This window comes from Kitasatospora humi (assembly GCF_020907985.1).
In the GTDB taxonomy this organism is placed as follows: Bacteria; Actinomycetota; Actinomycetes; order Streptomycetales; family Streptomycetaceae; genus Kitasatospora; species Kitasatospora humi.
Window position 1 is genome coordinate 505,463 of the sequence record NZ_JAJJPA010000001.1, and the last position, 24,210, is coordinate 529,672.

24 protein-coding genes are annotated in these 24,210 nt (G+C 72.8%); 10 read left to right on the plus strand and 14 right to left on the minus strand.

Going from position 1 to position 24,210, the window contains the following annotated elements:
- Positions 1 to 39: 39 nt before the first annotated feature.
- Both LN042_RS02380 and LN042_RS02385 read right to left on the minus strand, forming a co-directional pair.
- The gene (locus LN042_RS02380) at positions 40 to 738 is read right to left on the minus strand and encodes a thiaminase II/PqqC family protein (RefSeq protein WP_230048038.1); all 699 of its coding nucleotides are present in this window, start codon (positions 736 to 738) and stop codon (positions 40 to 42) included.
- Positions 739 to 829: 91 nt separating this feature from the next.
- A complete protein-coding gene (locus LN042_RS02385) occupies positions 830 to 1,738 on the minus strand; it encodes a glutaminase (RefSeq protein WP_230048039.1) in 909 nt (302 codons plus the stop codon).
- 79 nt (positions 1,739 to 1,817) lie between these two features.
- On the opposite strand from LN042_RS02385, the gene LN042_RS02390 reads away from it, so the two are divergent.
- Together LN042_RS02390 and LN042_RS02395 are read left to right on the plus strand one after the other, a co-directional pair.
- Entirely contained in the window at positions 1,818 to 2,684 is an 867-nt protein-coding gene (locus LN042_RS02390) for an Fpg/Nei family DNA glycosylase (RefSeq protein WP_230048040.1), read from the plus strand.
- 80 nt (positions 2,685 to 2,764) lie between these two features.
- The gene (locus tag LN042_RS02395; RefSeq protein ID WP_230048041.1) at positions 2,765 to 4,402 is read left to right on the plus strand and encodes an AMP-binding protein; all 1,638 of its coding nucleotides are present in this window, start codon (positions 2,765 to 2,767) and stop codon (positions 4,400 to 4,402) included.
- Here LN042_RS02395 and LN042_RS02400 read toward each other — a convergent pair.
- The gene (locus tag LN042_RS02400) at positions 4,399 to 6,474 is read right to left on the minus strand and encodes an elongation factor G-like protein EF-G2 (RefSeq protein WP_230048042.1); all 2,076 of its coding nucleotides are present in this window, start codon (positions 6,472 to 6,474) and stop codon (positions 4,399 to 4,401) included. The two genes, LN042_RS02395 and LN042_RS02400, sit on opposite strands and share 4 nt — an antisense overlap.
- A 330-nt stretch (positions 6,475 to 6,804) precedes the next feature.
- Between LN042_RS02400 and LN042_RS02405 the strand changes: the two genes are divergently transcribed.
- Complete coding sequence (locus LN042_RS02405; RefSeq protein WP_230048043.1) at positions 6,805 to 7,140, plus strand: PqqD family peptide modification chaperone; 336 nt, start codon at positions 6,805 to 6,807, stop codon at positions 7,138 to 7,140.
- A gap of 14 nt (positions 7,141 to 7,154) precedes the next feature.
- Here LN042_RS02405 and LN042_RS02410 read toward each other — a convergent pair whose 3' ends face one another.
- Both LN042_RS02410 and LN042_RS02415 read right to left on the minus strand, forming a co-directional pair.
- Complete coding sequence (locus tag LN042_RS02410) at positions 7,155 to 7,640, minus strand: GNAT family N-acetyltransferase (RefSeq protein WP_230048044.1); 486 nt, start codon at positions 7,638 to 7,640, stop codon at positions 7,155 to 7,157.
- A 52-nt stretch (positions 7,641 to 7,692) separates the two neighbouring features.
- The gene (locus LN042_RS02415; protein WP_230048045.1) at positions 7,693 to 7,962 is read right to left on the minus strand and encodes a DUF6191 domain-containing protein; all 270 of its coding nucleotides are present in this window, start codon (positions 7,960 to 7,962) and stop codon (positions 7,693 to 7,695) included.
- A gap of 238 nt (positions 7,963 to 8,200) precedes the next feature.
- Between LN042_RS02415 and pqqB the strand changes: the two genes are divergently transcribed.
- A complete protein-coding gene (gene pqqB / locus LN042_RS02420; protein WP_230048046.1) occupies positions 8,201 to 9,097 on the plus strand; it encodes a pyrroloquinoline quinone biosynthesis protein PqqB in 897 nt (298 codons plus the stop codon).
- Here pqqB and LN042_RS02425 read toward each other — a convergent pair.
- Positions 9,079 to 9,612 (minus strand): GNAT family N-acetyltransferase, encoded by a 534-nt coding sequence (locus LN042_RS02425; protein WP_230048047.1) that lies wholly within the window; start codon positions 9,610 to 9,612, stop codon positions 9,079 to 9,081. The genes pqqB and LN042_RS02425 overlap by 19 nt on opposite strands.
- Positions 9,609 to 10,448: a class I SAM-dependent methyltransferase gene (locus tag LN042_RS02430; protein ID WP_230048048.1), complete on the minus strand. Its 840-nt coding sequence runs from the start codon at positions 10,446 to 10,448 to the stop codon at positions 9,609 to 9,611. The genes LN042_RS02425 and LN042_RS02430 overlap by 4 nt, the downstream gene beginning before the upstream one ends.
- A gap of 36 nt (positions 10,449 to 10,484) precedes the next feature.
- Here LN042_RS02430 and LN042_RS02435 point away from each other — a divergent pair, with 36 nt between their 5' ends.
- The gene (locus LN042_RS02435) at positions 10,485 to 10,757 is read left to right on the plus strand and encodes a hypothetical protein (protein ID WP_230048049.1); all 273 of its coding nucleotides are present in this window, start codon (positions 10,485 to 10,487) and stop codon (positions 10,755 to 10,757) included.
- A 7-nt stretch (positions 10,758 to 10,764) separates the two neighbouring features.
- Here LN042_RS02435 and LN042_RS02440 read toward each other — a convergent pair whose 3' ends face one another.
- Positions 10,765 to 11,535, minus strand: coding sequence for a hypothetical protein (locus tag LN042_RS02440; protein WP_230048050.1), 771 nt, complete (start codon positions 11,533 to 11,535; stop codon positions 10,765 to 10,767).
- A gap of 100 nt (positions 11,536 to 11,635) precedes the next feature.
- Between LN042_RS02440 and LN042_RS02445 the strand changes: the two genes are divergently transcribed.
- Entirely contained in the window at positions 11,636 to 13,222 is a 1,587-nt protein-coding gene (locus LN042_RS02445; protein ID WP_230048051.1) for an IS1182 family transposase, read from the plus strand.
- A 178-nt stretch (positions 13,223 to 13,400) separates the two neighbouring features.
- On the opposite strand, the gene LN042_RS02450 is transcribed toward LN042_RS02445, so the two are convergent.
- Positions 13,401 to 13,745: a M48 family metalloprotease gene (locus tag LN042_RS02450; RefSeq protein ID WP_230048052.1), complete on the minus strand. Its 345-nt coding sequence runs from the start codon at positions 13,743 to 13,745 to the stop codon at positions 13,401 to 13,403.
- Positions 13,746 to 14,219: 474 nt separating this feature from the next.
- On the opposite strand from LN042_RS02450, the gene helR reads away from it, so the two are divergent.
- Positions 14,220 to 16,397 carry an RNA polymerase recycling motor ATPase HelR gene (helR, locus tag LN042_RS02455; protein WP_230048053.1) on the plus strand — a complete coding sequence of 726 codons (2,178 nt, stop codon included), beginning with the start codon at positions 14,220 to 14,222 and terminating at the stop codon, positions 16,395 to 16,397.
- Positions 16,398 to 16,726: 329 nt separating this feature from the next.
- Positions 16,727 to 18,421: an NRAMP family divalent metal transporter gene (locus tag LN042_RS02460; RefSeq protein WP_230048054.1), complete on the plus strand. Its 1,695-nt coding sequence runs from the start codon at positions 16,727 to 16,729 to the stop codon at positions 18,419 to 18,421.
- Between the two features lie 37 nt (positions 18,422 to 18,458).
- On the opposite strand, the gene LN042_RS02465 is transcribed toward LN042_RS02460, so the two are convergent.
- The 3 genes from LN042_RS02465 to LN042_RS02475 form a co-directional block, all read right to left on the minus strand.
- Positions 18,459 to 18,626 (minus strand): hypothetical protein, encoded by a 168-nt coding sequence (locus LN042_RS02465; RefSeq protein WP_230048055.1) that lies wholly within the window; start codon positions 18,624 to 18,626, stop codon positions 18,459 to 18,461.
- A 145-nt stretch (positions 18,627 to 18,771) separates the two neighbouring features.
- On the minus strand, positions 18,772 to 19,341 hold the full coding sequence (locus tag LN042_RS02470) for a mycothiol transferase (RefSeq protein ID WP_230048056.1): 570 nt from the start codon (positions 19,339 to 19,341) through the stop codon (positions 18,772 to 18,774).
- 213 nt (positions 19,342 to 19,554) lie between these two features.
- Positions 19,555 to 20,412 (minus strand): isocitrate lyase/PEP mutase family protein, encoded by an 858-nt coding sequence (locus LN042_RS02475; RefSeq protein WP_230048057.1) that lies wholly within the window; start codon positions 20,410 to 20,412, stop codon positions 19,555 to 19,557.
- A 41-nt stretch (positions 20,413 to 20,453) separates the two neighbouring features.
- Between LN042_RS02475 and LN042_RS02480 the strand changes: the two genes are divergently transcribed.
- A complete protein-coding gene (locus tag LN042_RS02480) occupies positions 20,454 to 21,800 on the plus strand; it encodes an ADP-ribosylglycohydrolase family protein (RefSeq protein ID WP_308191752.1) in 1,347 nt (448 codons plus the stop codon).
- Between the two features lie 89 nt (positions 21,801 to 21,889).
- Here the strand turns inward: LN042_RS02480 and LN042_RS02485 are convergent, their stop codons facing one another.
- A complete protein-coding gene (locus tag LN042_RS02485) occupies positions 21,890 to 22,783 on the minus strand; it encodes a DMT family transporter (protein ID WP_230048058.1) in 894 nt (297 codons plus the stop codon).
- Between the two features lie 82 nt (positions 22,784 to 22,865).
- Positions 22,866 to 23,432 carry a winged helix-turn-helix domain-containing protein gene (locus LN042_RS02490; RefSeq protein WP_230048059.1) on the minus strand — a complete coding sequence of 189 codons (567 nt, stop codon included), beginning with the start codon at positions 23,430 to 23,432 and terminating at the stop codon, positions 22,866 to 22,868.
- A gap of 62 nt (positions 23,433 to 23,494) precedes the next feature.
- Here LN042_RS02490 and def point away from each other — a divergent pair.
- The coding region (def, locus tag LN042_RS02495) for a peptide deformylase (protein ID WP_230048060.1) at positions 23,495 to 24,210 on the plus strand (716 nt) is incomplete at its 3' end.

The following is a 24,210-nucleotide window of genomic DNA, read 5'->3' on the forward strand; positions in this document are numbered from 1 at the left end:
CACGGCCCGGGCAACCAGAGCCCGCCCCCGGCCGGCCCGTCAGGCCAGGCCGAGCCCGGAGTCGACCGTCGGCTCGGCGGTCGGGGAGAGGCCGGCCAGGGTGTTCCAGAAGAGCAGCTCGTAGGACTGGAGCAGGCGGCCGTAGCGGCGGCCCTCGGCGAGCTTGGCGGCGTCCAGCCCGCCCGCGGCCAGCACCGCGATCGCCTCCTCCTCCAGCTCCGGGGCCGGGGTGGCGAAGAAGTCGAAGAACGCGCAGGCCTGGTCGGAGAAGCCGTAGTGCCGGCGCAGCGCCGCCGCGGTGACCGCGCAGTAGCGGCCCCAGGCGTCGAAGTTGGCGGTGAGCGCAAGCACGGTGGCGACCGGCTCGCCGTTCAGCGCCAGCCAGGCCAGCTGCGCCGGGTAGGCCTGGCAGCCGGCCAGCGGTTCGCGCTCGGCCAGCCGCTGCTCGTCCATGCCGCAGGCGGCGGCGAGCGGCGGCAGCTCGGCCAGGGCCCGGGCCTCGCCGGCCGCCAGCGCGGCGAAGTACGCCCCGGCGGGGGTGTCCGCGCAGCGGGCGGCGAGCACCAGCAGGCTGCGGCGGTCACTGCGGACGATCCGGTACTCCTGGGCGGCCAGCTCGGCGATCAGCGAGACCGGCGCCTGGCCCTGGTCGATCCGGGGCACCAGCCGGTTCTCCGATTCGGCGGGGGCCAGGTCCTGGCGGATCGTCAGCAGGGCCTCGCGGGGCGTCTGGATCATCGGCGGGAGCTCCTGGGTCGGTGCGGTCCGACCCAGGGTAGCCATTCGGTCGCGGTGCGTCAGTGCGACCGGCCGATGTGTCGCCCGCGGGTCAGAAGACCGACCAGCCGGTGGCGGTGGTGAAGGCTTCCAGCGCGGCGACGGAGCCGACCGAGTTGCCGGCGCGGTCGAGCGCCGGGCCCCAGGCGCAGAGGGTGCCGCGGCCCGGGACGACGGCGAGGATGCCGCCGCCGACGCCGCTCTTGCCGGGCAGGCCGACGCGGTAGGCGAAGTCCCCGGCGGCGTCATAGGTGCCGCAGGTCAGCAGCACCGCGTTCACCCGCTTGGCGTCGCTGGGGGAGAGCAGCCGGCTGCCGTCGGCGCGCACGCCGTGCCGGGCCAGGAAGAGGCCGGCCAGGGCCAGATCGCGGCAGCTCGCGGAGATCGCGCAGTGCTCGTAGTAGTGCCGGAGCACCGCCTCGACCGGGTTCTCCAGGTTGCCGTAGCTGGCGATGAAGTGGGTGAGCGCCGCGTTGCGGTGGCCGTGCTCGGCCTCCGAGGCGGCCACCAGGCGGTCGGTGTCCAGGTGCGGGTTGCCGGACTCGGCACGCAGGAACTCGCGGATCGCGGCGCCCGCGTTGCCGGTCAGGCTGAGCAGCCGGTCGGTCACCACGATGGCGCCGGCGTTGATGAACGGGTTGCGCGGAATGCCGTGCTCGGACTCCAGCTGCACCAGCGAGTTGAACGGCGTGCCGGACGGCTCCCGGCCGACGCGGTGCCAGATGGCGTCGCCGCTGGCCAGGGTCAGGGCGAGGGCGAACAGTTTGGAGATGGACTGGATGGAGAACGGTGTCTGCCAGTCGCCGGCGCCGTACAGCTCGCCGTCGACGGTGGCCAGCGCCAGCCCGAAGGCGCCTGGGTCGGCCGCGCCCAGCGCGGGTATGTAGTCGGCCACCCGGCCGGTGGCCAGCATCGGGCGGGCCGCCTCCACGGCCAGCTCGAGCTCATGCTGAAAGTCCATCTGCTGATCTGACATATGCCCGACCCTTTCATGGCGTGGCGCCGCTGACCAGCGGCGATGGCCCGGCAGACTGTCGGGCGTGCCGGAGCTGCCAGAAGTCGAAGCGCTGAGCGCCTTCCTCACCGAGCACTTGGTCGGCCGGGAGATCGGGCGGGTCCACCCGGTGGCGGTCAATGTGCTCAAGACCTATGACCCGCCCGTCACCGCGCTCCAGGGGCGCACCGTCGACGCGGTCGGACGGCGCGGCAAGTTCCTGGTGATCAGCGCGGGCGACCTGGCCCTGGTGGTGCACCTGGCCCGGGCCGGCTGGCTGCGCTGGCAGCAGAAGCTGCCCGCCGCTCCTCCCCGCCCCGGCAAGGGCCCGTTGGCGATGCGGGTGCAGCTCGCCGAGCCCGCGACGACCGGTTTCGACCTCACCGAGGCTGGCACCCAGAAGCGGCTGGCCGTCTACTGCGTCACCGACCCCGAGCAGGTGCCCGGCATCGCCCGGCTCGGCCCCGACCCCCTCGACCCGGCGTTCACCACCGAGCGGCTGCACCAGCTGCTGGCCGGGGAGAAGCGGCAGCTCAAGGGTGTGCTGCGGGACCAGAGCGTGCTGGCCGGCATCGGCAACGCCTACTCCGACGAGATCCTGCACGCCGCCAGGCTGTCCCCCTTCAAGCCGGCCGCCCGGCTCACCGAGGCCGAGACCGCCACCCTCCACGCGGCGATCGGCGACACCCTGCGGGACGCGGTCGAGCGTTCCCGGGGGCTGGCCGCCGGCGAACTCAAGAGCGAGAAGAAGACCGGCCTGCGGGTGCACGGCCGCACCGGCCTGCCGTGCCCGGTCTGCGGGGACACCATCCGCGAGGTCTCCTTCGCCGACTCGTCGCTGCAGTACTGCCCGACCTGCCAGACCGGCGGCAAGCCGCTGGCCGACCGCCGGCTCTCCAAGCTGCTGAAGTGACCCGCAAGGGACTGGTAACGGCCCGTCAGGTGTGACAGCCTCGCAACCACCAGCAGGAGCCTCACCCCCGGAGCAGCACCATGTCCGTCGCCGCCCAGCCCAGCCACGCCCGCGGCCCCGTCGAACCGCCCCTGCTGAGCGGCACCATCGGCGCCGATCTGGCCCGCGCGGTGGCCGCCTTCGGCGATCGGGAGGTGCTGGTCGACGTGCCCAGCGGCCGGCGCTGGACCTACCGCCAGTTCAGCGCCGACACTGCGGCGATCGCCCTCGGCCTGCTGGACCTGGGCGTGCGGACCGGCGACCGGGTCGGCATCTGGTCGCCCAACTGCCCCGAGTGGATGCTGCTGCAGTACGCCACCGCGCGGATCGGCGCCGTCCTGGTGACCATCAACCCCAGCTACCGCACCCATGAACTGGCGTACGTGCTGCGCCAGTCCGGGGTGCGCACGGTGGTGGCGATGCCGTCCTTCAAGTCCTCCGACTACGCCGCGATGCTCGCCGAGGCCCGCCCGGGCTGCCCCGAGCTGCGCGACGTGCTGCTGATCGGCGAGGACTCCTGGGAGCGGCCGGCGGCGGCGGGACGGGACCGCGACACGGCCGAACTCATCGCGATCGAAGAGCGATTGACGGCGGACGACCCGATCAACATCCAGTACACCTCGGGCACCACCGGATTCCCCAAGGGCGCCACCCTGTCGCACCGCAACATCCTCAACAACGGTTACCTCGTCGGTGAGTTGTGCGGCTACACCGAGGCCGACCGGATCTGCGCGCCGGTGCCCTTCTACCACTGCTTCGGCATGGTGATGGCCAACCTGGCCGCCACCTCGCACGGCGCCTGCGTGGTCATCCCGGCCCCCGCCTTCGACCCGGCCGCCACCCTGGCCGCCGTCGCCGCCGAACGCTGCACCTCGCTCTACGGCGTGCCCACCATGTTCATCGCCGAGCTCAACGACCCGGGCTTCGACGAGCACGACCTGAGCACCCTGCGCACCGGCATCATGGCCGGCTCACCCTGCCCCGCCGAGGTGATGAAGCAGGTCATCGAGCGGATGCACATGCGCGACGTGTCGATCTGCTACGGCATGACCGAGACCTCCCCGGTCTCCACCCAGACCCGCCCCGGCGACAGCTTCGAGCAGCGGATCCGCACCGTCGGCCGGGTCGGCCCGCACCTGGAGGTCAAGGTCGTCGACCCGGTCAGCGGCGCCACCGTGCCGCGCGGCGCGGCCGGCGAACTCTGCACCCGCGGCTACTCGGTGATGCTCGGCTACTGGAACGAGCCGGAGAAGACCGCCGAGGTCGTCGACGCCGAGGGCTGGATGCACACCGGCGACCTCGCCGTGATGGACCAGGACGGCTTCCTCGCCATCACCGGGCGGATCAAGGACATGGTCATCCGCGGCGGCGAGAACATCTACCCCCGGGAGATCGAGGAGTTCCTGCTCACCCACCCGGACATCCTGGACGCCCAGGTGATCGGCGTGCCCGACGAGAAGTACGGCGAGGAGCTGATGGCCTGGGTGCGGCTGCGCCCCGGCGCCGCCGAACTCACCGAGAACGCGCTGCGGGCCTTCTGCACCGGCGCGTTGGCGCGCTACAAGATCCCGCGCTACCTGCACGTCGTCGACGCCTTCCCGATGACCGTCACCGGCAAGGTCCGCAAGGTGGAGATGCGCGAGGCGGCCGTCAGGCTGCTGGCCAGCGCAGCCGACTAGGCCTCGGCCTTCACCAGCTTGGCGGCCAGCGCGGGCGGCATCGGCTCGTAGCGCACCGGAGTCCTGGTGAACGAGCCGGTGCCGTGGGTCAGCGCCCGCAGGTCGACCGCGTACCGGGTCAGCTCCAGTTCGGGCACCTCCGCCCGCAGCAGGCTCTGCCCCGGGCCCGCCGGCTCGGTGCCCAGAACCCGGGCGCGGCGGACCGACAGATCGCTGAAGACCGGGCCCTGGTACTCGTCCGGCAGCAGCACCGCCACCTCGGCCACCGGCTCCAGCAGCCGGATCGTGGTCCGGGTGGCGGCGTCCCGCAGGGCCAGCGCACCGGCCGACTGGAAGGCGGCGTCCGAAGAGTCCACCGAATGGGCCTTGCCGTCCACCAGCGTCACCCGCACGTCCACCAGCGGATAGCCGGCCCCCACGCCCTTCTCCAACTGGGCGCGCACCCCCTTCTCCACCGAGGGGATGAAGTGCTTGGGCACCGCGCCGCCCACCACCTGGTCGACGAACTCGAACCCGGAGCCGCCCGGCAGTGGCTCCACCCGCAGTTCGCAGATCGCGTACTGCCCGTGGCCGCCGGACTGCTTGACCAGCCGGCCGTGCCCGGTCGCCGTGCCACCGAAGGTCTCCCGCAACGCCACCTTGTACGGCACCTGCGCCACCTGCACGCCGTGCTGCTCGGCCAGTTGGTGCAGCACCACGCCCACGTGCGCCTCGCCCGTGCACCAGAGCACCAGTTGGCGGGTCGCCGGGTTCTGCTCCACCCGCACGGTCGGATCCTGCGCGGTGAGCCGGGACAGCCCCTGGGACAGCTTGTCCTCGTCGCTGCGGCTGTGCGCCTCGATCGCGACCGGCAGCAGCGGTTCCGGCAGGCTCCACGGCTCCAGCCGGGTCGGCGCCGCCGGATCCGACACGGTGTCGCCCACCTTGGCCGAGCCCAGCTTGCCGACGCACACCAGGTCGCCGGCCACCGCCCGGTCCATGGTGCGCTGCTGCTTGCCGAACGGGGAGGTCAGCCCGGCGGCCCGCTCCTGGGTCGGCTCGCCGTCCGGGCCGGTCACCAGCAGCGGCTCGTCCGGGTGCAGGGTGCCGGTGAAGACCCGGAGCAGGCTGAGCCGGCCGACATAGGGATCGCCGGTGTTCTGGATCACCTGGGCCACCAGCGGGGCGTCCGGATCCGGGGCCTGGTCGGGGGGCAGGGGCTCGGGCATCGGGCGGTCCGGTGGCGCCGGGAAGGCCGAGACGATGAGGTCCAGCAGGTCCACCGCGCCGGTGCCGTCCTCGGTCAGCGGCAGCACCGGGTGGATCGAGTCGTGCAGCACCGCTCCGCGCAGGCCCCGGGTCAGCGCGCCGGAGTCCAGCTGTTCGCCGCCGAGGTAGCGCTCCAGCAACTCGTCGTCCTCACCGGCGATCGCCTCCACCAGTTGCTCCCGGGCCGGCTCGGTCGGCGGCAGTGGGTCGGCCTGGCCGTGGGTCTCCCCGGAGAGCAGCTCGACCGTGCCGCGCATCCGGCCGTCCCCGCGCACCGGCAGGTCCACGGGCTGCACGGCATCCGGGTGTCCGTCGGCGAACGCCTGCCGGCAGGCCGCCAGCACCTCGTCGAAGTCGGCCCTGGCCGCATCCATATGGGTGACGGCGATGGCCCGGGGCAGTCCGGCCCGCGCGCACTCCTGCCAGAGCGCCAGCACCGGGCCGGTCACCGGGTCGGTGGCGGAGATCGTGAAGACCGCCGCGTCGGCGGCCCGCAGCGCGGCCCTGAGCTCACCGGCGAAATCGGCGTGGCCGGGCGGGTCCAGCAGGTTGATCTTGACGCCCCGCCACTGGATCGGGACCAGCGAGAGCCGTACCGAGCGCTGCTGCTGGTGCTCGATCTCCTCGAAGTCGGAGACGGTGCTGCCCTCGCCGACCTTGCCCGCCCTGGTGATCGCGCCCGCGGCCAGGGCCAGGGACTCGGTGAGCGTGGTCTTGCCGGAGCCGCTCAGCCCGACCAGCACCACGTTGCGCAGCTCCTGCGGCCCCGACACGGCCGGTGCCTGAGCGGTGGATCCGGTGCGGGACGTGGCGCGCTCGGACATCGCGGGCTCCTCGGGGTGGCACTGGCGGCGGGCCTTGGGGTGTTTCACCGCCGAGCTTTCCACCGCCGCCGGGACCGAGCCATCGGAGCGCGCCGCAGGTGGGACACCGGACGCGCTGCAGGAGGGGCGCGGTGCACACCGGCCGCGGGGTCAGGGAGGCGCCGCAGGCAGGGCCCGGGGCACGCCTGTTGTGATGATGGGATCGGCAGGTCTGATGACCCTGGTTCACTCGATCCGGCGATTGCGAGCGCCCCGGTACCTGGCCCAGGCTGGAGCGAGCACGAGCGAGCACGTCCATCCTCATCACCCTGAGAACGGTGGAAGTAGCCCATGGGCGAATGGTGCGGCCAGGCAGACGGCTGGGTGGGACGCGGGGCGCTGGCCCACCCGGTGGGCTGGCGGCTCGGGGCCGGCGTGCGGTTGGGGCGGGACGAGGCGCGAGGGCTGCCCGCCCTGCTCCTCTCCGGGGGCGCGCTGCCGCTCAACGAGACCGCCGCCGCCGTGCTGCGCCTGTGCGACGGCAGCCGCGGCGCCGCCGACATCACCGCCGCGCTCCTCGCCGAACACCACGCGGTCGCCGGGGAGCAGGTGTTGGCCTTCCTCTCCGGCCTGGCCGAGCAGGGCCTGATCGAGGGCACCTGCCTGGGCCCGGGCGGCTCCTGCTGACGCCCCGCAACCCGTCAGAGCCGACGGAACATCACATGCAGGCCGACCAGCCCGTGCTCGGGGTGGTCGAAGGCCTCCGGAACGGTCCCGAGCACCTCGAAGCCGAGCGACGTCCACAGGTGCACCGCCGGTGCGTTGGCCTCCACCACCGCGTTGAACTGGATCCCGTGGAAGCCCTGCGCCCGGCACCATTCGACGACGTACTCACCGAGCGCCCGCCCCACCCCCTTGCCGCGGTGCGCCGGATCCACCAGGAACGAGGCGGTGCCGATGTGCGAGCCGCGCCCCGGCCGGTTGGGGCCCATCTTCGCCGAGCCCACCACCGCGCCGTCCTCGACCGCCACCACGGTCTGCCCCGGCGCCTGTTCCATCCACCACGGCCGCGCCTCCTCCAGGCTCTGGCCCTCGGGGAAGGCGTAGGTCCGGCCCTCCGCCATGGTCACGGCGTAGAACGGATAGATGCTGGGCCAGTCCTCGGTCGACGCAACGCGGATCTCCATGCGGGCTACCGTAGCCAGTACGGGCCGGCGCGGCACCCCGTTCACCCACGTCTCAGGAGCGGGGCGCCCGGATGACGGCCCGGCCGGCCGCGAGATCGATGCCGGTGCGCGGCGGGGCACCGTCCTGCTCGTCGTCCCGCAGCACCGACTCCACGCGCCGCTGCTCCAACTGGGCCCGCTTGCCCGGGTAGAGCAGGGCGTGCAACTCCTCCGTGGCGACCGCACCGGCCGCCCGGCCCGGCGGGGCCCCCTCAGCCGCCGGACGCGACCTGAGCAGCAACTTCCGGGCTACGGCGGCGGTGAAGAACAGTACGGTCACCACGGCCGGCACCATCAGGCCCCCGGCAACACCGAACAGAGCACTCATGTCAGGGCCAACGCCGCACGGGGCGAGCGGTGTTCCCGGTCGATGGCGGTCGGCCGGCGGCCGGGGCGCGGGCCAGGGTCACGGGTCCGGGTCGGGCCGATGCCGGAGTCCGGTGACGCGGGAGGCGCCCGCGTGGAGCATGGGGCGACGGGGCAGCGGGTAGGCCGGAGGGAACGGCGCGGGAGGAGTGGACGTGCGGGTTCGGGTGCTCGGGACGGCGGCAGGCGGCGGGCTGCCGCAGTGGAACTGCGGGTGCGGCCCGTGCGCCAGGGCGCGCGCGGTGGGGCCCGGTGCCTGGCGCGGTCAGGAGACGCTGGCGGTCAGCGTCTCCGACGACGCCTGGTACCTGGTGAACGCCTCACCGGACACCCGCGGCCAGCTGCTCGCCGTCCCCGACCTCGCTCCGCTCGCCGGCACCAGGCGCACCCCGGTGCGCGGCGTCCTCCTCACCGACGGCGAACTCGACCACACAGTGGGCCTGTTCGCGCTGCGCGAGGGTGCCGAGCTGGACATCCACGCTCCCCAGGCGGTGCTCACGGCCCTCACCGACGCCTTCCCGCTGCGCGGACTGCTCGCCCCGTACGGCACGGTGCGCTGGCAGCCGACGCCGGACGCGGGCGGTGAACTCCTCCTGGACGACGGTCGGTTGGCCGTCAGCGCGGTGCCGATCAGCGACAAGCGGCCACGCTACGCCGCCCAGTCCCCGGCGGCCGGGCCCTGGGTGGTCGGCTACCGCCTCCGGGAGACCGCCACCGGTGCCACCCTGGTCTACGCTCCCTCGCTGGCCCGCTGGCCGGCCGAGCTCGACGCCCTACTGGACGGCGCCCACTGCGCCCTGCTCGACGGCACCTTCTGGACCGAGGACGAGATGGCCGCCGTCCACCCCGGCAGCCGCACCGCGACCGCCATGGGCCACCTGCCGATCAGCGGCCCCGACGGCACCCTCGCCCGGCTGCGCCCCGGCCCCCGGGTGCTCTACACCCACCTCAACAACACCAATCCGCTCAGCGACCCCGGCTCTCCGGCCCGCTCCGCGCTGGCGGCCGGCCGCGCCGAGGTCGCGGAGGACGGTCAGGAGATCGTCATCTGACGGACGATCAGCTGCCATCTGATCTCGCCGTCCTGCCACTGGTCGGTGGCGGTCAGGCCCGCCGAGGCGGCGACGTGGGCGGAGGCCCGGTGCTCCGGGTGGACGTGCGCGACGACGGTCCGCACCGCCTGCCCGCCGAGCCAGTTGACGAGGCCCCGGGCGGCCTCGCCCGCGATGCCCCGTCGCTGCCAGGGCGTTCCCACCACCCAGGCGACCTCCGCGCGGAGGCCCTGCTGCCCGTCCGTGGTGACCGTCGCCTGGACGGTGCCGACCAGGCACGCCCGGTCGCGGAGCTGGACGACCCAGTTGCACCAGGCCACGGCGGGGTCCGGGGAGCCGGCCACCAGGCGTTCGTAGCGCGCCCGCAGCGCCGCCGGGGTGGCCGGCTCGCCGCCGATGAAGGTGTGCAGTGCCGGGTCGGACAGCACCGCGGCCATCTCCTCGGCGTGTTCGACCCGCAGCGGCAGCAGCGTCAGCCGCTCGGTGCGGATGGCCTCGGGGGTGAGCGGGGTCATCGGGCGGCCTCGGACTTGCGGCCGGCGGTGAGGAGGTGGCCGCTGACGCCCAGCAGCGCCGGGTCCGACTCGGCGAGCCGCAGGGCGTCCAGGAGCGACTCCCGGCGGGTCGGGTCGTCCAGCCAGTCGCCGACCGCGCCCATCAGCCAGCCGGCGCCCTCCACGCCGTACTGGCCGAGCAGGGTGAGGCCGGCGGCGGTGAACTCACGCACGATCTCCGCGGGTTGGTGGAAGTAGGCGGTGGTGAAGCCGGACCGCGGGTTCTCGCTGCGCAGTCGGCCGTCCCGGGTCACGGCCTCGATGTAGGGGCGGCGCTCGGGGTCGAACCAGCGGCCCTGGTTGAGCGTGTCGTGGAGGCCGGCGAACCGGTTGATGGTCGCCGCCACCAGCAGGCCCCCGGCGCTCAGCACCCGGCGGGCCTCGGCCAGCGCCCGAGCCCGGTCGGCGGGGTCCGTGAGGTGGTAGAGCGGGCCGAGCAGCAGCACCACGTCGAAGGAGTCATCCGCCGCGTCCAGTGCCCGGGCGTCGCCGAGCCGTGCGCGCACCCCCGCGAGCCGGCCGGCCTGCTCGACGTGCAGCGGCACCGGGTCGACCAGTTCCACCTGGTAGCCGGCGGCGGTCAGCCACTCGGCGTGGATCCCGCTGCCCCCGCCCACGTCCAGCAGCCGGGCCGGCGCGGGTGGCAGCAGTCGGCGCAGCACGTCCTGGGTGCGCAGCAGTTCCAGCCGGCCAGCGCCCGCCCGCAGCCGCCCGTCCTCCTGCCCCTGGGCGTAATAGCCCAGGATCTCCGGGGCGAGGGCCGGAGCGGAGCCGGGCTCTTGATCAAGGTTCGTCATGGTCGAACCCTGGCGGACGGTGTGCAGGCTCGGCAAGTGGATTCGCTGCTCAGCGGCCCGGGCGGGAGGCTGTGCGAATTGGCCGCCCTGGCGGGTGGTTTGGCGCTGAGCCCGGTTTGCCCCCTGGGGTCTGTCGTTCCCGCGCTGGGTGCCCCGACCGGCCGGGCGCCGGTCCCGCCCCGACCGCCGGCCGGTACCGGCGTCGCGGTCGCGGTGTTCCTACTGGTGCACACCGCACTGCTACCGGCCGCCGAAGTCGATGCGCTGGTGCGGGCGCTGCGGAGGATCGTCGAAACGGCGGAAAACTGACTCGACGTCAGATGCCCAGGACCAGGATGGCCGCCCGCCAGCGGGAGTCGTCCAACTCGGCATGGATGGCCGTCCAGTCGACCGCGTCGGCGAGCACGGCCGCCGCCTGTTCGGGCCGCTCGCGCTGCCGCCGGAGCCGCAGGTGCGTCGGCGGATGCCAGGCGTCGACGGCGGTCACCGCGTGCACGGCGAGCCGGCGGCGGCGCTCGTGCTCGAGTTCCGGGACGGACGCCACGGAGTCGGCCAGCCCGTTCCAGAGCGCCTCCGCGATGTCCGCCGGGCGCGGCACCCCGCCGTGCCCGACGAGCGCACGCTGCCGGAGCAGGTATCCGGCTGCGATCTCCTCCAGGAACAGCGTGTCCAGCAGTGCGGCAGTGGCCGACGAGGAGGCGACGCGGACCGCCAGGTCGTCCGCCGCGTACTCCGCCTGTTGACTGCCCGACACCAGCAGCCGGTGCAGGCAGCTCCGGATCAGCCGCACCGGCAGTGCGCAGACCAGCAGCAGCCGATTGGCCAGCCCGTCCATCAGGGCGCGCTGCGCGCTGCCGACCACCTGCGCCTGCATGGTGGCGGCGGTGATGTCGCGGTAGCCGGTCAGGCCGGCGTTGCGCAGGCCGGTCGACATCAACTCATCGCCGTGGCCCGGCATCAGCAGTCCGTACCAGGCGTCCAGGGTGTCCAGCGCGAGCCTCAGCCACAGTCCGTGCCGGGGGCCGGCGGTCGCGCCGTGCCCGAGCTCCCTGGCCAGCATGGCGATGCGCTGCTGCGGGCTGAGCACCGTCTAGGTGACTGGTGTTAATCGTGTGAGCTCGCGCTGGGTCTCCAACCTGTGCCAGGCTGACGGTCGTTGGTCGCCGGGAGCGGGGAGAGCTTGAGCGATGGCAGTGGGCCAGACTCCGATGCAGCCGGGGTTGCTCTCCTCCACGGCGGGTTTCTGCGAGGGTCGGCTGGCGCCGAACTCGATCTACGCGGTGTTGCACCGCGAGTGCCGGGCACTGTTCCCGGACGAGATGTTCGTCGATCTGTTCGCCGAGGACGGCCGCAGGTCGGTGCCGCCGATGATCGTGGCGGTCGTGATGGTCCTGCAGCGTCTGGAGGGCCTGTCCGACCGGGAGGCGGTCGAGCGGTTCGCCTTCGACGTGCGCTGGAAGTACGCCGCCGGCGGGCTGGACTTCGACCATCCGGGGTTCGTGCACACCGTCCTGGTGGACATGCGGGCCCGGCTGGCCGCGTCGGCCCGGCCGAACCGGATCTTCGAGCGGACGGTGGAGGTGGCCGCGCAGGCCGGGCTGGTCGGCCGTCGGCGGGTGCTGGACTCCGCGCCGATCTATGACGCGGTGGCCACGCAGGACACCATCACGCTGATTCGCTCGGCCATCCGGGGCTTGTTGCGGGCTGCCGATCACGGGCTGCGGGCGGAGCTGCGGGCGGTGATCTCCAGCGGGGACGCCTACAGCGGCACGGCCAAGCCGGCCATCGACTGGACGGACGCGGCCGAGCGGGAGGCCCTGGTGGATTCCCGGGCCCGGGACGGGTACGCGCTGCTGGCCATGCTGGAGGGCCGGAGCCTGGAAAGCGGCGTCGCCGAGGCCGCGCGGCTGTTGGCCACCGTGCTCGGGCAGGACCTGGAGCAGGACGGGGAGGTCTTCAAAATCGCCCGCAAGGTGGCTCGGGACCGGGTCATCTCCACGGTCGACCCCGAGGCCCGGCACGGGCACAAGACCGTCCGCCGGGCCTTCGACGGCTACAAGGGCCACGTGGCCGAGGACCCCGACAGCGAGGTCATCACCGCCACCGAGGTCACCGCGGGCAACGTCGGCGATGCCGAACCCGCTGCCGAACTGCTGGCCGACGTCCTCCAACCACCCGCCCCGGACGAGCGGGCCGAGGACGAGCGGGCCGAGGTCTACGGTGACGCCGCCTACGGGACCGGGCCGCTGCTGGCCGAACTGGCCGAGGCCGACGTTGCAGTGATGGTCAAGGTCCAGGCGGCGAACGCGCCCGGCGGGCGGTTCTCCAAGGACGCCTTCATTGTCGACGTTCAGGCGGGGCAGGTCACCTGCCCGAACCAGGTCACCGTCCCGATCCGCCCGCACAGCGATGGCGGTGGGCAGGCCCGGTTCGGCGCCGTCTGCGTCACCTGCCCCCTGGCAGCTCAGTGCACCACGGCGAAGAACGGACGCGTCATCACCATCACTCCGCACGAGGAGCATCTGGCCCAGGGCCGGGCCCGCAGTGCGGACCCGGCCTGGCTGGCCGTCTACCGGGCCACCCGGCCCAAGGTCGAACGCAAGATCGCCCACCTGATGCGGCGACGGCACGGCGGACGCCGTGCCCGCGTGCGCGGCAGGGCCAAGATCGCCGCCGACTTCGCCCTGCTGGCCGCCGCCGTCAACGTCGCGCGGCTCGGCATGCTCGGAATCATGTCCGCGGGCCGTGGAAAGTGGGCGATCGCCGCCGGCTGACCCGTCCCGGGGCCCCGGGGACCCGCGAACGGCTCGCGCGCGGCCACACAGAGCTCCCGAACGGCCCCAGCTCGAGCCCGGCCGTTCGACGGCACCCCGGCCCCCAGCGGGCAGCATGGATCCGACGCCACCGACGGCGAACCAGCACGCTCAGGACAGCCCGATTAACACCAGTCACCTAGAGCGCCAACCCGACGGTGAGTTCCACCTCTTGACGCACTCCTCGGCGGGCGTACGTCGTTTGGTAGCCGGCGTGCATCCGGAGCCGGTCGGGCCGTCGCACGCCCAGCTCGTCGGCGATCCGCTCGATCAACTCATGCAGCTGCGGCGCCTCTTCCCGCGTCACCAGGGTGGCGTCGTTCGGTCGGCCACCGAGCCGCGGGCGCAGCAGCCACACCAGGCCCACGCCGATGACGCCGAACACCATCAGGATGGGCTGCCCGGACAGCAGCAGCCAGATCGCCCCGGCCGCGACCGCCAGGGTGACCACATGGACCAGTGAGGCCAGCACCACTGCCGCCAAGCGGCTGCCCGACCTCCGCCTCTTCGAATCCGGCTCGGCCAGTCGCGCGTACAACGCCTCGGACCGCGCACGTTCCCTCGCACGGCGACGGGCGGTCCGCCGGCCGACGGGCGGCACGGTGAGGTTCCACTCGCAGTTCGGGCACCAGTCGCTGTACCGGGGATCGGACTCGAATTCGGACCCGCACTGTGGGCAGCTGCGCGTTGACACGTCTTCCATCACGGTGGGAGATCATGCCACCGGTCCGCGCCGTGAACCCCCGCTTTTTCGAACTTCTGTTCCGGTAAAGGGAGTGGAAGTTATTGCACAGCAATGAAAGCACTCCCCGCCATTTTCAACTTATACCGTGCGGGGGGCCTTGCGGCAAGGCCCTGGGCATGCCGCACAATCGCTGATCCAAGCCGGAACCTGCGCAAACTGCGCGATGCATGGAATACCGGTGCCTTTGTCGGCCGACGGAGCGGAGCCGCTGCCATGAATCCCCTGACCACCAGCGCGTTCGACCTGCCCGCGCGTCTTGCCGCCAAGGCCGACCCGGCGCTGATCGCCGCCGACGAGCAGCACTTCACGGCCATCGCGGAAAGCCTCGAGCAGTCGATCGCCGAACTCTCCGACCGCCTTGACACCCTGCGCAAGGCCCCTGGTGGCGTCGGCCGGGAGGCGATGGACCGCGACACGGAGATCCACCGGCTGACCGGCCGCCTGCGCGCCCTGCGCCGTTTCGGCCTGGACCTGTTCGTCGGCCACATCGTCAGCGCCGAGGACCCCGAGCCCGTGTACATCGGGCGACTCGGCCTCACCGACAGCGACGGCCGGCGCCTGCTGCTCGACTGGCGCTCGCCCGCGGCCGAACCGTTCTTCGCGGCGACCCACGCCAACCCGATGGGCCTGGCGAGCCGCCGCAGGTACCGCTGGACCCGCGGCCGGATCAGCGACTACTGGGACGAGGTGTTCACCGCCGACGGGCTCGAAGGACGCGCCGCGCTCGACGACCAGTCCGCGTTCATCGCCAGCCTGGGCACCAGTCGGTCGGCCCGGATGCGGGACGTGCTCGCCACCATCCAGGCCGACCAGGACGCCATCGTCCGGGCGGGATCCCGGGGCGCCCTGGTCGTCGACGGCGGGCCGGGCACCGGCAAGACCGTCGTCGCCCTGCACCGCGCCGCCTACCTGCTCTACGCCGACCCCCGCCTCGGCCACCGGCACCGCGGCGGCGGCGTGCTGTTCGTCGGCCCCCACCAGCCCTACCTGGCCTACGTCGCCGACGTCCTCCCCAGCCTCGGCGAGGAGGGCGTGCAGACCTGCACCCTGCGTGACCTGGTCGCCGAGGGAGCCGGGGCGGCGATCGAGACCGCCCCGGAGGTGGCCCGCCTGAAGGCGTCCGCCGCCATGGTGGGGGCGATCGAGAAGGCGGTCCGGTTCTACGAGGAGCCGCCCAGCGAGGGCATGACGGTCAGCACCGACTGGTCCGACATCTGGCTCAGCCCCGACGACTGGGCCGAGGCGTTCGAGGCGGCGGAACCGGGCATCCCGCACAACGAGGCACGTGACCTGGTCTGGGAAGCCCTGGTCACGATCCTGCTGGACAAACACGGCGACGACGACGGCGACATCTCGCGCACCGTGTTCCGCAGATCGCTGCTGCACGACGAGGAGTTGGTCACGACCCTCGATCGCGCCTGGCCGCTGCTCGAAGCCGCCGACCTGGTCGGGGACTTGTGGACGGTCCCCGCCTACCTGCGGATGTGCGCTCCCTGGCTCGGCCCGGACGAGGTGCGCAAGCTGCGGCGCACGGACGCCCAGGCCTGGACGGTCTCCGACCTGCCGCTGCTGGACGCCGCCCGGCAACGGCTCGGCGACCCCGGCGACGTGCGGCGCAGGCGCCGGCAGGAGGCCGCGCTCGCCGCCGAGCGGGCGCGGATGGCCGACGTCATCGAGCACATCGTCCAGGCAGACGACGACGGCGAGGGCGCGGTGACCATGCTGCGCGGCGCGGACCTGCAGAGCACGCTGATCGACGAGACCGCCCAGCCCGCCGCCGCGCCGGACCGGCTGGCCGGCCCGTTCGGGCACATCGTCGTCGACGAGGCGCAGGAACTGACCGACGCCGAGTGGCAGATGCTGCTGCTCCGCTGCCCGTCCCGGAGCTTCACCATCGTCGGGGACCGCGCCCAGGCCAGGCACGGATTCGCCGAGTCGTGGCGGGAGCGGCTGGAACGGATCGGCCTCGACCGGGTCGAGACGGCTTCGCTGAGCGTCAACTACCGCACGCCGGAGGAGGTGATGGCGCAAGCCGAGCCGGTCATCCGGGCGGCTCTCCCGGACGCCAACGTGCCGACCTCCATCCGCAGTAGTGGAGTTCCGGTTCGGCACGGCTCCGTCGCGGAGTTGGAGTCGATCCTCGACGACTGGCACGCCGAGCACGCCGAAGGCGTCGCCTGCGTCATCGGCGCCCCCGGATTCCGGGCGACCTGCCGGGTCCGGTCACTGACCCCGGAGCTGTCGAAGGGCCTGGAGTTCGACCTGGTCGTCCTCATCGATCCGCAGACCTTCGGCGAGGGGATCGAAGGCGCGGTCGACCGCTATGTCGCGATGACCCGGGCGACCCGGCAGCTGGTCATCCTCAGCAGCTCGGCAGGGCGGACACCCTGAGACCGGCCCGACCACCATCGGCTCCACCCAGCGACAAGTCCCTTCGGGGAGCCGACTGTTCCAATTCCAATGGGAAGCAACTGAATCGCCCGGCGTTGACCGCCGTTTTCTCCCGCCCTTACCATGAACTCCATCCCCGCCATGGTGAGTGCAGCACGCCAACACCGTCCGGTGCTGCCTGCCGTCGACGTCTTCCCCAGGCCGGTTCTCGTCCTCCCGGGCAGGGCCATCCCCGCCCGGAGACCCGGCTCCGCCGCGATCGTTGCGCCCGCGCGCGCCGATCGCCGACCCAATCAGCTTGTGTCGCGCTGACCTTGGAGCGGAGCAACGTGACGACAGACGATCCCAGCGCGCCGCCATCCCACGGCGCACCGGCCGGAACCGTCGACCCAACGGCCCCCGGCCGCGAGCGGAGCGGCGACATCATCGGAGCACTCGGGACCATACCGCTGACGGAGACCGGGCGAACACCCTCGCGGCGCAAGCGGTTGCGGATGCTGCTGGCCGTGCTCGGCCCCGGCCTCATCGTGATGGGCGGCGGCAACGACGCCGGCGGCGTGCAGGTCTACCTGCAGATGGGGCAGGACTACGGCATGGGCCTGCTCTGGGTCCTGGTGCTGCTCTTCCCGATCCTGTACGTCAACCAGGAGATGGTGATCCGGCTAGGTGCGGTCTCCGGAGTCGGCCACGCCAGGCTGATCTTCGCCAGGTTCGGCAGGTTCTGGGGCACCTTCTCGGTGGTCGACCTGCTGATCATCAACGCTGCCACCGTGATGGCCGACTTCCTCGGACTCTCCCTGGCGCTCGGCTACTTCGGGATACCGGACTACATCGCCGTCCCGGCGTCCGTGGTGCTGCTCACCCTGGCCATCGCCGGCGGCACCTTCCGCATCTGGGAACGCTTCATGGTGGTCCTGGTGCTGGTCAACCTCGCGGCTCTGCCCATGGCGTTCCTGGTCCACCCCTCGGCCGCCACCACCGCCGCCGGGTTCGTTCCCAACCTGCCCGGGGGAGTGAACAGCGCCCTGCTGCTGATCATCATCGCCATCGTGGGCACCACGGTCGAGCCCTGGCAGCTCTTCTTCCAGCAGTCCAGCATCGTCGACAAGCGCATCACCCCGCGCTGGATCCGGTACGCGCGGATCGACCTGACCGCCGGCATCCTGATCGAACTCGCCGCTGCCCTCGCCCTGTTGGCGGCCACCGCGTTCGGGCTCGCGCACACCGACGCCTTCGGCCACTTCGACACCATCGCAAGCACCGCCCACGCCCTGGACCGCCACATCGGTCACGGCATCGGGGCCCTGGTCGCGCTGGCGACCCTCGACGGATCGCTGATCGGCGCCAACCTGGTCGGACTGACGACCAGTTACACCCTCGGCGACATCTTCCCGGGCATGCGGCACTCGCTGCACGCGAAGCCGCGCCAGGCTCCGCTGTTCTACGGCAGCTACGCCGTGCTGCTCGCCGGCTGCGCCGCGCTGGTTCTGACCGCCGGCGACGCGATGGGAACGTTCATCGACTACGTCGAAGCCCTCAACGGCGTGCTGCTGCCCTCCGCCGTGGTCTTCCTGCTGCTCCTGGCCAACGACAAGGCGGTGCTGGGGCCCTGGGTCAACACCGCGCGGCAGAACACGATGGCCGGCGTGATCGTGTGGGCGGTCACCACCTTCTCACTGGCCCCCGTCGTCACCACCTTCTACCCCGACATCACCACCCACCAGATCCTGCTGGGCATCGGGGTCTGTGCCGGACTGGGACTGCTGACCGCCACCGTGCTGTGGTGGCGCCGGCCGCGACCGCGGCGATCCGCCGACCGCCGTCCCACCCGCCTCGAGAAGCGGCAGCGACGCGAACAACTCGCCGAGAGCCGCGCCGCCTGGCGCACCCCGCCGCTGGACACCCTGCGGCGCCCCGCGATGAGCCCGGGCCGCCGCGCCGGACTCCTCACCCTGCGCGGCTACCTGGCCTTCTCCGTCGCCGTGCTGGTGATCCGGCTGGTCCAGCTCATCACCGGCGGATGAGGGCACGGCTGCCGCGGGTGACTTCCGCCCTTCGTTGCTACTGGTCGCCCTTGAGGTCATCACCGAGGTCGTCCAGGTCCTGCTTCCCTTGCTGTTCGGCCTGGGCCGCCTTCTGCTGGGCGTCGTCCTTCGCGGACCCCTCGCGCTGCTTGCCCTCGTCCTCGAGCTGCTGGGCCTTGTCGCGGAACTTGTCACCGATACCCATGATCACTCCAAAGCCGTGGTGCGGTGTCGGTCCCTTACAGGCTTTCCTCCTCCCCGACACCGCGCAACTCCACGATCGGTGACCGCTCAGCCTGCCCGACCCGCTGCTCGGCAGGTAGCCGGGAGAAGGACCGGGGCGGCCCGAGTCACTGGCCCACCCTCCCGTCGACGCACTCGCGCAGCAGGTCGGCCTGCCCGCAGTGACGGGCGTACTCCTCGATCCTGTGCACCAGTAGTGACCGGATGGCGACCCTGTCCTTGCCCACCCGCTCGCCCAGGTCCGGGAACCCGGCCAGCGCGGCGTCGGTCGCGGCCTGCTCGCGCTCCAGGTCGGCGTACGCGGCGTCGACCACGGCCTGATCGGCGACGGCTCCGCCGAAGTCCGCATCGCGCTCACCGTACAGCTTCGGCAGCGGGTCGCCAGCGGTGATCCAGTTGCGCCAGTCCCGTTCAACCTCGGCGAGGTGCCGGAGCAGCCCGAGCAGCGACAGCGTCGACGGCGGAACCGACCGGCGGGCCAGCTGCTCGGCGTCCAGCCCCTCGCACTTCATCCGCAGCGTCAGGCGGTAGTTGGCCAGGTACTCCTGCAGCGTCGCCAGTTCGCCTTCGGGATCGAGCCCTTCGCTGTTGCGCGGATCGTCGTCCGGATCGGTCCACATGTCTGGGTAGACGGTCGCCTGGGTCCAGCGCGCGGGTCGGTCACTCATGCCCGCCATGCTGGTACGCAACGGCCCGGGTTCGCCACTGAGTTACCGCATGCGACCATCGGGCGTGGACCCAGGCCTTCCCGACTTGTGAACGATGGCGCGGGTGCGGTCCGAACCGGGGGCCCGGAAGCGGCTGGTGCGAGTGGGGACTGATGACCGGGACCGGCCGGCCCGCGCCGGGCGGGCCGGCGGACGGTCTCCTGGGAAGCCGGGACCAGCGGGTCAGGGCCAGGTCGGGCCCGGTGCGCTGAGCAGGGCGTTGACGGCGGCATAGGGCAGCGCGTCGGCGAGGGCGGCGAAGGAGCCGGTGTGCTGGATGTCCCGGGCCGCGTGCAGGGTGGTGGTGAGGGCCAGGCGGGAGAGGCCGGAGCCCAGGCTGATCCGGCGCGCGCCCAGCTCGCCGAGCCGGTCCACCGTCAGCGTGAGCAGCGGTCCGGCCGCCAGCACGCTGACCGGACGGGACACGGCGGCGCAGACGGCGCGCACCGACTCCGCGTCCGGCAGCCCGGGGGCGAAGAGCACATCCGCGCCCGCCTCCTCGAAGGCCTGCAGGCGGCGGATGGTGTCGTCCAGGTCCGGCTGCCCGTAGAGGAAGTTCTCGGCACGAGCCGTCAGCGTGAACGGGAAGTCGAGCTCGCGCGCCGCCAGCACCGCCGCCCGCACGCGGGCCACGGCGTCGGCGAACGGGTACAGCGGCGCCTGCGGGTCGCCCGTCGCGTCCTCGATCGAGCCGCCGACCAGGCCGGCGTCGGCAGCGAGTCGGATGGTCTCGGCGACATGTTCGGGATCGGCGCCGAAGCCGCTCTCCAGGTCGGCGGAGACCGGGAGGTGAGTGGCGCCCACCAGCGCCCGCGCGTTGGCCAGGGTCTCCTCCCGCCCCACCAGGTTGGTCCCGTCGGCCCGTCCGAGGCTGTGGGCCAGCCCGCCGCTGGTGCCGGCCAGCGCCCGGTAGCCGAGCCCGGTCAGCAGGCTGGCGGTGCCCGCGTCCCAGACGTTGGGCATGACGAAGGCACCCGGTCCGTTGTGCAGATCACGGAAGGCGAGTGCGCGCTGGAGCTGGTCCTCGGGGGTGAGCGACACGGGTGTTCCTCTCGCAGGGGACGGTGAGATCATGTCTGCTGATGACTCATCACTTCTCTTCATCGACTGATTCGACCACATTCTGGAGCTCCTTCGACTACCGCGCCATCGCCCGCGACTCGCTGCACGGCCTGGCCGTCGGCGACGCTTACGGCGCCCAGCACTTCGTCCCCGAGAACCTGGAGGTGCTGCGAGCGGGTCGCCTGCCCGCCACCCCCTGGCCCTGGACCGACGACGCCGAGATGGCGTGCTCGGTCTTCGCCACGCTCCGGCGGTGCGGCACCGTCAACCAGTGGGAGCTGGGCCGTTCCTTCGCCCAGCACCACGACTTCGATCGCGGCTACGGCGCGGCGATGCACCGGCTGCTGCGCGAGAGCCGAGAGGGCGGCTGGCGCCCCGAGCGGGCCGCCGGGCTGTTCGGCGGGCAGGGCTCCTGGGGGAACGGTGCGGCGATGCGGGTCGCTCCGCTCGGCGCCTGGTTCGCGGTCGACCCGGCCCAGGCGGCCTGGCAGGCCGCGCGCTCGGCGACGGTGACCCACACGCACCCCGAGGCGGTCGCCGGCGCGGTGGCCGTGGCGGTCGCGGCGGCGGTGGCGGCCGACAGCCGGGGGCGCCGACTGGCCCCGGAGGAGCTGCTGCGCCCGGTGATCGAGCTGACCCCGGCGGGCCGGGTCCGGGACGCGATCGGCGAGGCCCTTGAGCTGGCCAAGCAGCCGCATGTGGAGCTGGCCGCGCACCGCTTGGGCAACGGGCGCAACGTCAGCGCGTACGACACCGGGCCGTTCACCCTCTGGTGTGCGGCCCGGCACCTGGACGACTTCGCCGCCGGGCTGCGCGCGACCGCCTCGGCCGGTGGCGATGTGGACACCACCTGCGCGATCGTCGGCGGAATCCTGTCCGCCCGCCTCGGAGTTGCGGGCATCCCGCAGGAGTGGTCGGCCGCCGTCGAGCAACTGCCCGACTGGGTCGAGCCCGATCGGCTCGGTGCCGACACCGGGCCCGGCGAGGTGACCCCGATGAAGCCGATGCTCAAGCCGCGGCCGGTCCCGGTGCCGGAGCTGCGGTGGACGCCCGGCCAGTGGCAGCGGGTGCGGCACGGTGTGCCGTCGTCGGCCATGGAGGAGAAGTGGGAGGCGGTCTTCGACGGCGACCGGCTGGTGATCTGCCGTGGCTGGACCGGCCATTGCGTCTTCACGGTGGACATCGAGCCGGCCGGGAACGGCGCCCGGCCGGTGGCGGCGTGGGTGGAGTCGTCCCGTGAGCGCTACCGGGGCGGGACGGCGGCGACGGAAGCCGTCTTCCTGCAGTTCCTGCTGGAGAAGTTCTTCGGCCACGACGGCGAGCGGGACCTTTGGGAACGCTACCAGCGGCTCCGCTACGGGAGTTGACCCGATCGTGCCGCAACCGCGGCACGACCATGGGAGTCGGCCAGTGCCAGTGCCAGTGCCAGTGCTACGGGAGTTGACCCGCCGCCGCCTCAACTGCGGCGTCGCGACAGGGCGACGCCGCCGAGGCAGAGGCAACCGCCCAGCAGGGTGAGCCAAGCGGGCACCTCGCCGAGGGCGGCCCAGGACATCAGGACGACCAGCGCCGGCACGGCGTAGGTGGTCGCGCCCATCCGTCCCGCCGTGCTCCGGGACAGCGCGTAGGCCCAGACGCCGAACGCCAGCGCGGTCGGGAACAGGCCCAGGTAGACCAGGTCCAGGTCGGCGGAGAGCGGGGCGCGGTCCAGCTGGTGGAGCAGCGAGGGGGTGAAGGGCAGGCAGGCGAGGGTGCCGATCAGGCAGCCGAAGGAGGTCACCTGGAGGGCGGTGCCGTGCCGGAGCGCGGGCTTCTGGGCCACCACGCCGGCGGCGTAGAGCAGCGCGGCCAGCAGGCAGAGCAGCACCCCGAGGACGGACGAGCCGTGGCCGCCGCCACTGCTGGATATCCCGACCACCACGGCACCGCCGAAGGAGACGGCCATCCCGGCGAGCAGACCGCGCGGAAAACCCTCCTTGAGCAGCAGCCCGCCCAACAGCGCGATCGCCAGCGGGCCGACGTTGACCACCATCGCGGCGGTGCCCGCATCGACCTTCTGCTCACCCCAGTTGAGCGCCACCATGTAGAGCCCGAACCAGAGCAGCCCGGACACCACGATGCCCGGCCAGGCGCCGCGCGGGGGCAGCTTCTCCCCGCGCAGCGCCCAGACGGCGAGCAGCGCCACCGATCCCACGACCAGTCTCCCGAGCGCCAGTTCGCCGGGGCCGAAGTGCTTGGCGGCGGTACGGATCGCCACGAAGGCGGAGGCCCAGAGCAGCACGGCGATGACGGCCGCGGCCACCGCCTTGCTGTCAAGTCGGTTCCTGGCGGGGGCGGTGGGAAGGTCCATGGGTGCGAAGCTAGGCAGGACCGGGGCGGTTTGGCCAGCGGTTTTTCCGGGGGCTCGCGGCATCCCCACCGCCGTCGGGCCCCTACTCCGTTGCCCCGGGCAGCAGGGGGAAGAGCCGGGTGATGGCGGCGACCGGGCGGGCGCCGGCCGGCCGGGCGGCCGGATCGGCTTCGCGGTGCCGGAACTCGGCGAGCAGCCGCCGCACCGAGTCGGCAACCTGGCCGAGCTCCTCGGGGGTCAGGTAGACGACCGAGCTGAAGGCCTCGTCGTGCCGCCACTGCGGCTCCGCCCGGTCGCGGTGGGCCAGCCAGCGCTGGTAGCTCTCGTCCTCCAGCCGCCGCGCCAGCTGGTCGAACTCGCCCGCCGGCTGCGCCGCTCGCGGTTCGCCGGCCGTTGGCGCCGACGACCGCAGGCGCCAGGGGCGAGCCCGGCCGCCGCTGGTGGGGACCGGTTCGATCCGGCCGTGGCGGGCCAGTCGGCGCAGGTGGAACGAGCAGAGGCCGGAGCTGTAGCCGAGTCGCCGGGCCGCCAGGGTGGCCGTCACGGTGCCCTCGGTCTCCAGCAGCCGGAGCAGCGCGGTGCGCACCTCGTGGTCCGGCAGTCCGTCAGAAGCCGTGCCCGGGGCGGGCGCTGCGAGGTCTTCGGTCACTTTGCAAAGTCTGCTACTTTGCAAAGCCCATTGGCAAGCGTGCCGACCGAGGAGAGGGACCGATGTCCGAATCACCCGAGGACGTCCAGCAGCTCGACGAGTTCGAGCGGCCCGGCGCCGGCAGGCGAGTGCTGCTGCAGGGCCGACCGGTGGACGGCTACCCGGTGCTGCCGCCGGAGGCCGCGCGCGGCTCGGTGCTGCGGATCACCGAGATCGGGGAGGAGATCCTGCACCGGCCGTGCCGCCCGGCGGACGCCGAGTTCGGGACCCCGGAGCTGGCCCGGTTGGTCGACGACATGTTCGCCACGATGTACATCGCCGCCGGCGCCGGCCTGGCGGCCAACCAGGTGGACGTCGACCTCAGGCTCTTCGTCTACGACTGCCTGGACGAGGACGGGGTCCGGCACGTCGGCCACGTCCTCAACCCGGTGATCGAGGAGGCCACGGCGGCACGCGGGCGCCGGCTGATCGAGGACGTCGAGGGTTGCCTGTCCGTGCCCGGGGCGGCGATGGACGTCGCCAGGCCGGACCGCACCGTGCTGCACGGCTACGACAAGGACGGAGAGCCGCTCACCATCGAGGGGTTCGGGTACTTCGCGCGCTGCCTGCAGCACGAGGCCGACCACCTCGACGGCCGGCTCTACGTCGACCGGCTCGCCAAGCGGGACCGCAAGGACGCACTGCGACAGATGGCCGAGCGCCGGGCCGGGGTGTTCGCCAAGCGGCAGGCCCTCACCGAGAAGCTGATGGGCGGTCGGAGCCGGCCGGTCGAAGCGGA